The following is a 12542-nucleotide window of genomic DNA, read 5'->3' as shown; positions in this document are numbered from 1 at the left end:
AGTTAGGAAATAGATAGGTAAAAAAATAACTGTTTATAGATTTTTAATTATTTCATTGGGTAAAAGTTTGGTTGACGAATAAAAGAGAGATAAATCTTTTCAACACAAGTGTTTATTTTTTGTGTAAAAATCATAAACAAACGTCATTTTGCTTGGGAAATTGCCCTTTAAGTGGAAATAATGGGAAATTGAGCAACAATTGTCTTGTTTCGAGCGTTTTAGCTAAACTAGATTAAGCCAAACCCATGAAACAATTAATTGAAACGCTAGATTTTGAGCTAGATCCATTCTTCAATTTGTCAATAGATAGTCTGTGTATCGCTGATTTTAAAGGATACTTCAAAAAAGTGAACCCAGCATTTACAAAGCTTCTAGGATATACGGAAGAGGAGCTGTATGCAAAGCCAATATTCGATTTTATTTATGAGGAGGATATTGAGGCAACCATTAAACATGGCGAAAATCTAGTTCAAAATATGCCCTTGCTAAATTTTGAGAATCGATATGTCTGTAAAGATGGAAAACTGGTCTGGATGCATTGGACGGCTTTTACATCAGAAGACAGAGAATTTATATATGCCATAGGTAAAGATGTAACGCATAAAAAGGATTTAGAAAACGAACGCATTTCTCATGTGACCGATTTGGCCAGAATAAATGATAGGTTAATGGAACTGAATCATATAACATCTCACGATTTAAAATCACCAGTAAATAATTTGGTGTTTCTTGTTGAGATGTTAGATAGTAGCAAGATTAAGGATGAAACTGCTTTGACTGTATTGGAACATATAAAACGTTCTGCAAATGGGCTAAAGACTTCGTTGAAGACCTATGTTGAAGCTGTTGCTGTGGCTGAGGAAAGCTTTTTGGAAAGAGAATTGGTGCCGGTATGTTTTGATGAAGTTTTTCAACGTGTAAAAAAATCCATAGATACCTTGGCATGTAATGCCAAAGTTGAATTTGTTATAGACTTTTCCGAGGCAGAGTGGGTATTGTTCGAAAGGAGTTTTATGGAAAGCATTTTAATGAACCTCATATCCAATTCCATTCAATATGCTAGGCCTGGGGTGATTCCTGTTATTTCCATTAAAACAGAAATAGAAGATGGAACTAAAAAGCTAACGTATAGCGATAACGGTTTGGGGGTCGATATGGAAAAAGAGGGGTCTCATTTTTTTGATTTGAATAAAAATCGTCATAATTCCCGTGATAGTAAAGGTCTTGGTCTTTACTTGGTGAATAAACATGTAACTAGTTTAGGGGGGAGTATAACAGTAGATAGTAAAGAGAACCAAGGTAGTACTTTCACTATTCTATTCGGAAATTTGATTTAAGAACTTCAATAATATCTCAAATCCTTAGTTTAGGAATTTCTTGTGTATCGCTTTTCCTGTAATTACGGTGTCACCGGGCTTTATAACCTCAATATCATTGCTGTCATCAATACTACAGCTGCTCAAAATTATGATTACCGTTAAGACAAACAGTACGGTCGCAAATTTTCTCATGAGTAATTGCTAATGGTTTTGGTCTATCCATAACGTCTTAAACCTTAATTGCGTATAGATTTTTCATAATCTTTACCTAGAAAAATGTAGGCTCGTTGATGAAACCACTACTTTTGCCACTTTCCTTCTGTAAATGTCCAGTAAAAACCGATTTTCTTTCATAGACCCAGCTAAAAGTCCCGTTTTCTATGGCTATGTAATTCTAGTCATTGGTACTATAGGTATCTACTGCAGTATTCCTGGGCAGACTATTGGGGTATCCGTATTTACGGACCCCGTAAAAGATGCACTAGGCTTAACCCGCAATCAGTTCAGTAATGCGTACATGATAGGTACCATATGTAGCTCATTGGTTATCGGTCGGGCAGGTATTTGGTTTGACAAGTATGGGGCACGTTACGTAGCATTTTTTGCGGCAATCACCTTAGCGGTAGCACTCATGCTTTGTTCTTGGTCCGTACAAATGAGTGAGTTTGTAAAAGCTATGTTAAGTGCGGATACATGGGGAATCCCTTTTGTAATAATGACATGCCTTTTTTTTATGCTTCGGTTTTCTGGGCAAGGTGTACTGACCATGGCATCCCGAAATGTAATTATGATTTGGTTCGATAAAAACCGGGGAAAGGTCAATGCCCTGAGCAGCGTTGCTATCTCGTTTGGTTTTTCGTCTTCACCACTTTGGGTCAATGCGTTAATAGAAGGGTACAGCTGGCAAGTTACTTGGCAAATATTAGCAGCAGCCTTACTGATTTTTTCGTTTTTCATTTTACAATTTTATAAGAACAGACCCGAGGAACACGGCTTGCTTCCTGATGGCGAAATTATAGAGGATAAAGAAAAATCTGCCAAAGCACCTGCAACAAAGCAATATACTGCCAAAGAAGCACAACGGACTAGGGCCTTTTGGATGTATGGTCTTATACTGTCTTTTAATAGCTTTTTTATTACTGGCCTCACTTTTCACGTAGTTTCTGTTTTTGCAAGTGAAGGGTTTTCTAAAGATGATGCTATCTCAATTTTTTTACCGGCATCCGTAGTTGCCGTCACGTTTTCATTGGTATTTAATTTTCTCAGTGATTATTTACACCTAAAACTCTATTTGTATTTGATGATTTTAGGGGGAATTATGGCTTCGGTTGGATTTTTGTTTTTATCCTCTTCATTTGGTATTCCATTGCTTATTGGCGGTTTTGGTATTCTAGGAGGTTTTTTTGCGGTCCTTAATGCCATAGTTTGGCCTCGTTTTTATGGGCGTACACATTTAGGGGCTATCACAGGAAAAGTCATGTCTTTTTTAATTTTGGCAAGTGCGCTTGCTCCGCCTATTTTTAGTCTTTGTTTTAGCACTTTTGGGTCCTACAGATTGCTTGGGTATCTGGGGCTTACATTTCTCTTATTCCTGTCTATTGCTTCCATTAGGGCGAACAACCCTCAATAATTTACTTGGTGGGTTCGGTTAAATTGGCTACCTTTTCGTTTCGTTTATAACGAGTCTGTATTTATTTTTTATTCTGAAAGATTAAAAGCAATAGTCATGCCTCAAGTTGCCCTAAAAACTGTGCGCTTTGATTCTTGTTCCAATGTTACTAGATTTAGACACTGTTGCTAATAGTTTTATTAAAACAAAGACTTAAATAACCATTGTTAATGAAAAACCTCGCCCTGATGCTATCTATATCGGTAGCTCTAATTTCCTGTAAAAATCAAGAAAAACAAAAAGAAGAATCCAAAGCAACAATAGAAACAGTTACCACAAACGAAACTGCTGATGAATGGATTTACCTGTTTGATGGAACTACTACAAATGGTTGGCGAGCTTATAATGGAGACGATTTGCCACCACAATGGGTAGTTAAGGATGGAGCCTTAACTTTTGATACGGAAAAACGAACCGAAGCAAATAGAAAAGGCGGTAAGGATATTATCTATGCGGCCCAAGAGTTCGATAATTTTGAGCTGTACTGGGAGTGGAAAATCCCTGAAGGTGGTAATAGTGGACTGTTATACCATATTAAAGAAGGCGATTGGAGCATACCCGAAGTTTCTCCAGAATACCAGATGTTAGATGATTTAAAGTGGGAAGAAATCAATAATGCCAAATTAGAGGAATGGCAAAAAACAGGTGCGGATTATGCCATGCACTTACCGGACATAAGTCAAAAAATAGTGAAACCTGCAGGAGAGTGGAATACGTCCCGTATCATTTTCACGCCAGAAAATGTAGAACATTGGCTCAACGGAAAAAAACTATTGTCTTTCGTGCCCTGGTCAGAAGACTGGAAAGAGCGTAAAGCTCAAGGAAAATGGAAAGATGCGCCTAAATATGGCTCTTTTAAAAAGGGATATATCGGTTTTCAAGATCATGATAGTCCACTTTGGCTCAAGAATGTAAAAATTAAAGAACTTTAGAATACTAAGCACATACCCAACAATCCAAATTACTTGAAAATGAACAAAAGAGAATTCTTAAAAAGCGCAGCGGCGGTATCTTCTTTCGCTCTACTGCCCAATGCGGCATGGGCTTTTCAAAATGGCAAAAGACTTAGAACGGCCCACATTGGTGTGGGTAATATGGGAGCTGAAGATTTGAATGCAATTGCTTCCCACAGTTCCGTAGATGTTGTTGCGTTATGCGATGTTGATTCTGTTAACTTGGCAAAAGCTCATAAACTGCACCCAGGGGCACGTGTGTTTTTTGACTATAGGGCAATGCTAAACGAAATGGGCGATGAGATTGATGCTGTAGTCGTTTCTACACCGGACCATACCCATGCGCCTGCTTCTTTAATGGCAATGGAAATGAACAAGCCTGTATATTGTCAGAAGCCGTTGACCCATTATGTAGATGAGTCCCGAAAAATGATGCAATTGGCCAAAGAGAAGAATTTGGTTACCCAAATGGGTATTCAGGTGCATTCTTTTTATGATTACCGCTTGGCTACTCTTTTAATTCAAAGCGGTATAATAGGCAAGGTTCATACTGTACATGCTTGGTCTCCAAAATCATGGGGTTATAACGGAGAAGAGCCACAAGGGGAAGACCCGGTTCCGGAACAATTGGATTGGAACCTTTGGTTGGGTACTTCCAAAGAGCGCGCTTATAAAGAAGGCTATTACCACCCCGGTAAATGGAGAAGGTTATTGGATTATGGTTGTGGTACGCTAGGGGATATGGGTGTGCACATTTTTGATACGCCCTACAATGCTTTAAACTTAGATGTACCCTTAACTATTAAGAATGAATGTCGTGAGCCTAACGGTTACGGTTTTCCTGAGAACAATACGGTAACTTATGAATTTCCCGGAACGGAATACACTACCAAAAACCTTAAATGGATTTGGTATGACGGCCCTGGAATGCCGCCAGAGCATGAAGATTTAAAACTGCCGGACAGCAAAGGTGCCGGCAATCAACAAAAAAATGGCGATGGACAAAAAAATGACATATCGTTAGATGCGGGTGTTGCCGGAGCAGGTCAATTACCTGATCAAGGAGCTATGTTTATTGGTAAAAAAGGACGTTTGTTATTACCTCATTTTATGCAATTGCCAAAGAAAATCGTAAAGGGCAAGTATGTGGATATCTCCAAAGAAATTGCCGAGGTTTCCAAAGCCAATAATTTAGGAGAGCCTATTCGTAATTATGATACGGAAGGTCCAAAGCACTATCATCAGTTTGTAGACGCTTGTTTAGGTAAAGGCCAGACTACAGCTCCTTTTTCTTATGCAGGAAGATTAACGGAAACCATTTTGCTTGGGGTAATTGCAGGTCGTTTTCCAAATCAGACCTTACATTGGGATGCTAAGAGTGCGAAATTTTCGGAAGATGAGGCCAATCAATTCTTAGGTGGTGATTACCGAGAGTTTTAATAGGAAGTAAAAATGAATAAATTAATTTCTACAGTTTTCATTGGTCTTTTTCTAAGTGTTTCCGTTTTCGGTCAAACAGGAAAGGTGTTCGATGAATTGACATTAAAGAGTGAAATCTTAAAAGGGGAGCGGAAGTACGCGGTATACTTGCCTCCGGATTATGAAACTTCGCAACGCTCCTATCCGGTTCTCTATTTGCTGCACGGGGCAGGTGATGACCAAACAGGCTGGGTACAGTTTGGAGAGGTCCTGCGCATTACGGATAATGCAATAAAAGAAGGAACGGCTACGCCAATGATAATTGTGATGCCGGATGCCAATACAGGTAAACGAGGATATTTTAATCAGGGGAAGGATTGGCGTTATGAGGATTTCTTTTTTGAGGAGTTTATGCCCCATGTAGAGGAGAAGTATAGGATTAAAACCGAAAAACGTTATAGGGCTATTTCCGGGCTTTCCATGGGTGGGGGAGGAACCTTCATGTATGCAATGCACCGTCCTGAACTTTTTTCTTCTGCTTGTCCGTTAAGTGCCTATATTGGCCCATTGACTATCTCCGATTTTAAAGAGCGATTGAAGAAAAGCGGCGTAAAGTATAGCGAAGCTGAAATAAAGGAATATTTCAAAAGACACAATGCTTTGGAACTGTTAAAGACCGTACCGGAAGAAGATGTAAAATCCGTAAGGTGGTATATAGATTGTGGTGATGATGATTTCTTGTTTGAGGGCAATAGTTTAATGCACATTGCAATGACAAAGAAGAAAATTCCACATGAATATCGCGTGCGCGATGGTGGCCATACGTGGACCTACTGGCGGGAATCCTTACCGGTCGTTCTTGGTTTTGTTTCCGATGCTTTTCATCAACATTAGAGATAAATATCCTTTTTAGAGGAATAAAATAATATTAAAAATATAGAATGATTTATAGAAGATTCGGGAGAACCGATTGGCTAGTTAGTGAAGTAGGATACGGAATGTGGGGAATGGCCGGCTGGACACAGTCAGATGATGAACAATCTGCAAAATCTCTAGACCTTGCGGTTGAAAACGGAGTCAATTTTTTTGATACCGCCTGGGGTTACGGTGAAGGTCATAGTGAAGAGTTGCTTGGTGAACTCGTTCGGAGACATCCCAAAACTAAACTGTATACGGCAAGTAAGATTCCGCCTAAAAATTTCAATTGGCCGGCAAAACCTGAGTATAAATTTGAGGATTCATATCCAACAAGCCATATCATAGAGTATACCGAGAAAACTTTGACGAATCTAGGTATGGAGCGTATTGACTTGATGCAGTTTCATACATGGGACGATGGATGGTCTCACCGGGAGGAATGGCAACGTGCTATAGAGGATTTAAAGAAAGCGGGAAAAATAGGAGCTATGGGAATTAGCGTGAACCGCTGGGAGCCCGAAAATGGTATTGAGGCCATAAAGACAGGGTTAATAGATGCCGTTCAAGTGATATATAATATTTTTGACCAAAATCCGGAAGACGTACTTTTTCCGCTGTGCGAGGAGATGGATATTGCAGTAATTGCCCGTGTTCCTTTTGATGAAGGTACATTAACCGGAAACCTGACCAAGGAAACCACTTTTCCTGAAGGCGACTGGCGTGGGACTTATTTTGTGCCTGAAAACCTAAATTCTAGTGTGGACCATGCAGATGCCTTACGACCATTAATTCCAGAAGGAATGACCATGGCTGAGATGGCACTTCGGTTTATATTAGAGAATAAAACTATAGCGACAACTATTCCCGGAATGCGAAAAGAACGTAATGTTCTGGCCAATACCGCTACCAGTGATGGTAAAGGATTGCCAAAAGAGTTAGTTGAAGAATTACAAAAACACCGTTGGGTAAGAAAGCCCACAGAGTGGTCACAATAGAATAGTACCGTGCCACTCTGAGCGTAGTCTACGAGTGGTACGGTTTTTACTTCGCAAACAATTGCCCCATATCTTTAAACGCTTTGAATTCCAATGCATTTCCTGCAGGGTCTAAAAAGAACATGGTAGCTTGCTCCCCGGTTTCTCCTTTAAAACGTACATAAGGTTCTATTACAAATTGAACATTTTTGTTTTTTAGCTCTTCTGAGAAAGATTCAAAAACGTCCCAAGGTAAAACAACACCGTAATGGGGTACAGGAACGTTTTTGCCATCTACAGGGTTACTGTGGAGGTCTTCCGAGTTGGCTTTTGCTTTGTAATGAATGACCAATTGATGTCCAAATAGATTAAAATCTACCCAGTGGTCGCTACTACGGCCTTCTTCACAGTTTAGGGTTTCCCTATAAAACGTTCGGCATTCATCTAAGTTGTGAACGGGAATGGCAATATGAAAAGGAGTTACAGTTGGCATAGGCTTCAGGATTAATTATTTAAAAAATCTATAATCTGGTCATTAATGTGCTCTTGATGCATGGAATGGCCCAGCCCTTTTGTACGTACGAAAGTACTGTTTTTCCAATGTGCGTGAACCGCTTCCGAAGCATGAAAAGGAGCTAGCTTGTCTTCTTCATCGTGAAATAAAAGTCCTTTTTTAATATTCTTTTCGGCAAATCGCGATGTTGAAAATTCTCTAACAGTAAATCCAAATCGGTTAAGAACTAAGGCTTCTAACGCCTCGCGTACTTTGGTGTTAAAACCAAGTAAGCGTTGGTAGTGGTCCATTATTTCATAAAACTCGGAAGGGGAGCCTATGGTAATCATCTTCTCTACCTCGGAATTTTGATGGTAAAATTCATTGTACATAAGAGTCATGCCCCCAACAGAATGCCCAATAAGATATTTGGGTCGGTGTTTTTCAATCATGGTTTGCAGCCCATCTGAATAAAGTGGGACATTTAGGTATTGACCAGAAGAATAACCATGAGCGGGAGCATCAAAAGCAATAATGTTATAATCCGCTTCACGAAGTTTGGCAATAAGATTTCGCCATCTGAAAGTATTGCTTTCCCAACCATGTACCAATAGAACTGTCTCCTTATTGCCGGGCCAATGATAGGTCTGTAAAGTATGGCCTTTTACTTCAATAACCTCACTTTTGGCTTGGTCTAAATATTCTTTTTGGTTAGGTAATACCTTTCCTTTTCTGACCGTGCAAAAAGTGTAGAAAGCTTTTTCTGCCGCTTTTTCTTTAGATGCTCTGGCAAGTAGATTAAAATACCGTCCGTAAACTTTTGGGAGTAATTTGTTCAAAGTTTTTTTCATAAGCCTTATGAGCTATTTTAGAGGTTTCTTTTTTATCATTCCTCCTTTTATATCTTTTACCACCCCCATAACGATAAAGGCGTTTTTATCTATTTTGTCAATTTCGGTGCTTAATCGTGCTAGTTCTAGTCGGGTCATTACTGTATAGATAATTTCTGTGGAAATTCGTGCAGTGCCATCTTTTGCAAAACCTCCTTTTCCGTTGTATACGGTGCAAGCTCTTCCCATTTTTTCTGTCAGCATTATCCGAATATCCTCGTTTTTAGGTGAAATTACAGTGACACCAATATATTCTTCAACGCCATCTACCACATAGTTTACGGTCTTGGCGGCTGCTAAATAGGTGAGAATGGCATAAAGAGCGGTTTCTACGCTTAACAGATACGCACCTGCTGAAAAAATAATAATATTTATAAGGAGAAGCACATCCCCAATGGTTAAGTGCCACTTTCTACTAAGGTAAATAGCAAGTACTTCCGTACCATCTATAACACTCCCTCCACGCATGGCCATACCAATACCAAGGCCCAAGAAAAATCCGCCGAATACAGCAATCAAAAGTTTATCACTTGTAATGATAGGGTAGGGCACAAAATGAACTACAATAGCGAGAGCTATAATGGCAAAGATGCTCCGTACCGCAAATTTTTTACTGATTGTTTTAGCCCCAAGAAGGATGAAGGGTAAATTTACCAGCAACAACAAAATACCAAGTGAGATGTTAGATTTCACCTGGATCAATAGGGATACACCGGTTGCTCCGCCATCAATAAAATGGTTAGGCAATAAAAAACCTTTCAAACCAAATCCTGCGGCGCCTACACCAATAGCTATAAAAAGTATTTCCTTAACGGCATGTACAAGTTCTACTTGCCCAGACCTTATTTCTTGGACCAATTGCCTTTTGGCAATTCCCTTTTTGTCCTTATGCTTAGCCTTGGCCCGTTGTACCAAGATATATTGTAGAAGCGTATTCATGGCACGGGGTTAAAGTTTATTCTAAATTATTGGAGGGAAGTTAATCCCAAGCGACCATCATATATTTAATTTTTGCATCATCAGGAATCTGAACAGCTTCAATGTTTACACTTGAAGCGTAACGCAAACTAGAAGGTAGTTGCTCTTTGCTGATCGTAAAATAGACATCACTATCTTTTAAAAGAATCACCACGTTATTCATTGAGGTTATGACCTTTTTAATTGTATAATTGTCTTTGATGTCTTTAAAAGTACTATTTAGGCCAACCCCTTTATCCGTAGAAAAACGAGGGTCTTCAATCCTAATATTTTCTATGGTAGGTATGCTATCCGAATTAGGTGTGAGAGTTAATAGGGGTTTTCCCCCTTTTTCAAAAATCTTAACTTTTCTACTGTTATTGGCACTGTTGGTACTGGTACTATCTTTTACAATTGAATCGTTTTCATAAATAATCTTTAAGTCGCGCACCAAACTGATGCGGTCCAATTTGCCAACACGGTCTTTTATGATCGAAAAGGAGGTATCCTTTTCTTTACTACAACTTGCTAGGCAAACGATTAGGCAAATGCTAACTAATATACTTTTCATGTACTTATGTAAATTGTTTGTTTAAATCTGAAAGTTATGTTTTACTTTATCGCATAACTTTTTTCAACACACCCAGAACACCACGAATAAAAGTGGCACTGGTCAAGACTTTAATAACCGGATTCTGCCTTGTACTGGTACTTCTTCTTCTCGAGCTTGTTTTTGGCTTTGCTTTCTCTTTTTCGGCTTCTTTTTCAGCCTTTTCTATCTTTTCGTTTAGAATTTCATAAGCGCTTTCACGGTCTATGGTTTCACCATATTTTTTGACTAGTTTGGAGCTCTTTATTACAGATTTTAGCTCGCTATCCGTCAATACGTCCATGCGGCTCATAGGGGCTCGGAGCAAAGTAGCGGCTAGTGGCGTAGGCCTCCCTTTTTCATCCAGTGCAGAAATCAAAGCTTCTCCAATACCTAAAGATGTTAGAACTTCTTTAGTATCGTAATACTCGGAAATAGGATAATTCTCTGCCGTAAGTTTTATTGCTTTTCGATCCCTGGCCGTAAATGCACGAAGCGCATGTTGTACTTTAAGTCCTAATTGCGACAGTACTTCGTTAGGAACATCTGCAGGGTTTTGGGTAACAAAATAAAGTCCAATACCTTTTGAGCGAATGAGCTTTACAATACTTTCAATTTGGTCTAATAATGCTTTGGAGGCTTCGTTGAAAATAAGGTGGGCCTCGTCTATAAATAGAATCAATTCCGGCCTGTCACTATCGCCTTGCTCAGGGAAAGTGCTGTAAATCTCCGCCAACAAACTTAGCATAAACGTGGAGAACAGTTTTGGACGGTCTTGAATATCGGTTAACCTCAAAATATTAATGAATCCCCTTCCTTCTTCATCCACCCGTGTTAAATCGTCTACATCAAATGATTTTTCACCAAAAAATAAATCGGCTCCTTGCTGCTCTAATTCTATAATCTTTCTAAGGATAGCTCCTGTGGAGCTAGATGAAATTCTACCGTAATCCTTGGCAAATTCAGCTTTGCCAGAACCCGTGGCATATTGTAACACTTTTTTAAAATCCTTTAAATCTAAAAGAGGGAGTTTATTATCGTCGCAATATTTAAAAACAACGGCAACAATTCCTTCTTGGGTTTCCGTAAGGTCTAGAATACGGGATAAAAGTACGGGGCCAAATTCAGAAACGGTAGCCCTCAGCTTAACACCGTCTTGTTCCGAGAGCGAAAGGATTTCCACAGGAAAAGATTTGGCCTCGAACGGCAGGCCTATCTTAGCGTGGCGTTCATCAATTTTTGCGTGCCCTGGGCTGGGTTGTGCAATACCACTTAAATCTCCCTTTAAATCCATCAGTAAAACCGGAATACCTTTATCGGATAGATTTTCGGCTAGAACTTGGAGCGTCTTTGTTTTGCCCGTTCCGGTAGCTCCGGCAATGAGTCCATGACGGTTCAATGTTTTTAAAGGAACCTTTACGTGTGCGTTGGTAATGGCTTCTTCATTAAGCATTGCCGCTCCCATTACAATATAATCGCCTTTGGTAGCGTAACCGCTTTCAATGTGTTTAAAGAATTCGTCTGTAGTAGCCATTGGTCGTATTTTGAGTAAAAATAAGAGAATTTTTAATGTTTAGCGGTGACTTTTAGAGAAGTTTGGGTTTGGTTAAACGCAAGTTTGGTGTAAACGGTTAAAAGCACAGGTTTAAGGGATTATAGGCCAATACTTTAATTTAAGAATCAGAATTTGGGTTTTGGGAGTTACGTGACGTATCTTTGCACGATGGTTAAAGATGAAGTTTTACAGGAAGTGGATAAGGGAAACATGTTGCCCCTAATGGAGGAATTCTATACCATACAGGGCGAAGGTTTCCATAAAGGCACGGCAGCGTACTTTATTCGTGTTGGTGGTTGTGATGTAGGATGCCACTGGTGCGATGTAAAAGAAAGTTGGAACGCTGAGACGCATCCGCCAACGGCAATAGAAAAGATTACGGAGAATGCAGCCAAATATTCCGATACTATTGTTATTACGGGAGGTGAGCCTTTAACGTGGAATATGAAGCCCCTAACCGATGCATTGAAGGCAAAAAATCTAAATATACATATTGAAACTTCTGGAGCTTATCCTTTAACCGGTACATGGGATTGGATTTGTCTTTCGCCAAAAAAGAACAAATTACCTGTTGGTGAGGTGTATGATAAGGCACACGAGCTAAAGGTAATTGTGTATAATAAGCACGATTTGATTTTTGCTGAGCAAGAAGCTGCAAAAACGAACAAAGATTGTATTCTCTACTTGCAACCGGAATGGAGCGTGCGTGATAAGGTCGTACCTATGATAGTGGACTATGTAATGGAGAATCCTAAATGGAAAGTCTCGCTCCAGACCCATAAGTATTTAAATATTCCCTAGAAAAA

13 protein-coding genes are annotated in these 12542 nt (G+C 39.4%); 7 read left to right on the top strand and 6 right to left on the bottom strand.

Features of this window, described 5'->3' with window-relative positions:
* Positions 1-245: 245 nt before the first annotated feature.
* A complete protein-coding gene (locus P0077_RS04075) occupies positions 246-1337 on the top strand; it encodes a PAS domain-containing sensor histidine kinase (protein WP_276167890.1) in 1092 nt (363 codons plus the stop codon).
* 24 nt (positions 1338-1361) lie between these two features.
* On the opposite strand, the gene P0077_RS04070 is transcribed toward P0077_RS04075, so the two are convergent.
* Positions 1362-1511: a hypothetical protein gene (locus P0077_RS04070; RefSeq protein ID WP_276167889.1), complete on the bottom strand. Its 150-nt coding sequence runs from the start codon at positions 1509-1511 to the stop codon at positions 1362-1364.
* 133 nt (positions 1512-1644) lie between these two features.
* Between P0077_RS04070 and P0077_RS04065 the strand changes: the two genes are divergently transcribed.
* The 5 genes from P0077_RS04065 to P0077_RS04045 all read left to right on the top strand — a co-directional run bounded on the left by P0077_RS04065 (position 1645) and on the right by P0077_RS04045 (position 7273).
* Positions 1645-2949, top strand: coding sequence for an MFS transporter (locus P0077_RS04065; protein ID WP_276167888.1), 1305 nt, complete (start codon positions 1645-1647; stop codon positions 2947-2949).
* A 209-nt stretch (positions 2950-3158) separates the two neighbouring features.
* Positions 3159-3920: a 3-keto-disaccharide hydrolase gene (locus P0077_RS04060; RefSeq protein ID WP_276167887.1), complete on the top strand. Its 762-nt coding sequence runs from the start codon at positions 3159-3161 to the stop codon at positions 3918-3920.
* Positions 3921-3959: 39 nt separating this feature from the next.
* Entirely contained in the window at positions 3960-5381 is a 1422-nt protein-coding gene (locus tag P0077_RS04055; protein WP_276167886.1) for a Gfo/Idh/MocA family protein, read from the top strand.
* Positions 5382-5393: 12 nt separating this feature from the next.
* Positions 5394-6254, top strand: coding sequence for an alpha/beta hydrolase (locus tag P0077_RS04050; protein ID WP_276167885.1), 861 nt, complete (start codon positions 5394-5396; stop codon positions 6252-6254).
* Positions 6255-6301: 47 nt separating this feature from the next.
* Positions 6302-7273: an aldo/keto reductase gene (locus tag P0077_RS04045; RefSeq protein WP_276167884.1), complete on the top strand. Its 972-nt coding sequence runs from the start codon at positions 6302-6304 to the stop codon at positions 7271-7273.
* A gap of 46 nt (positions 7274-7319) precedes the next feature.
* On the opposite strand, the gene P0077_RS04040 is transcribed toward P0077_RS04045, so the two are convergent.
* Genes P0077_RS04040 through P0077_RS04020 form a run of 5 tightly spaced genes read right to left on the bottom strand, consistent with a single transcriptional unit; the run spans position 7320 to position 11715 of the window.
* Positions 7320-7745 carry a VOC family protein gene (locus P0077_RS04040; RefSeq protein WP_276167883.1) on the bottom strand — a complete coding sequence of 142 codons (426 nt, stop codon included), beginning with the start codon at positions 7743-7745 and terminating at the stop codon, positions 7320-7322.
* An 11-nt stretch (positions 7746-7756) separates the two neighbouring features.
* Positions 7757-8596, bottom strand: coding sequence for an alpha/beta fold hydrolase (locus P0077_RS04035; protein WP_276167882.1), 840 nt, complete (start codon positions 8594-8596; stop codon positions 7757-7759).
* 12 nt (positions 8597-8608) lie between these two features.
* A complete protein-coding gene (locus P0077_RS04030) occupies positions 8609-9574 on the bottom strand; it encodes a YitT family protein (RefSeq protein WP_276167881.1) in 966 nt (321 codons plus the stop codon).
* 40 nt (positions 9575-9614) lie between these two features.
* Positions 9615-10163 (bottom strand): hypothetical protein, encoded by a 549-nt coding sequence (locus P0077_RS04025; RefSeq protein ID WP_276167880.1) that lies wholly within the window; start codon positions 10161-10163, stop codon positions 9615-9617.
* Positions 10164-10209: 46 nt separating this feature from the next.
* Entirely contained in the window at positions 10210-11715 is a 1506-nt protein-coding gene (locus tag P0077_RS04020; RefSeq protein WP_194524585.1) for a helicase HerA-like domain-containing protein, read from the bottom strand.
* Between the two features lie 189 nt (positions 11716-11904).
* Here P0077_RS04020 and P0077_RS04015 point away from each other — a divergent pair, with 189 nt between their 5' ends.
* Complete coding sequence (locus tag P0077_RS04015; protein WP_276167879.1) at positions 11905-12537, top strand: 7-carboxy-7-deazaguanine synthase QueE; 633 nt, start codon at positions 11905-11907, stop codon at positions 12535-12537.
* Positions 12538-12542 lie beyond the last annotated feature (5 nt).

It is taken from the genome of Zobellia alginiliquefaciens (assembly GCF_029323795.1).
Taxonomy (GTDB): Bacteria; Bacteroidota; Bacteroidia; order Flavobacteriales; family Flavobacteriaceae; genus Zobellia; species Zobellia alginiliquefaciens.
This window is presented reverse-complemented; position numbering and strand designations above follow the sequence as displayed.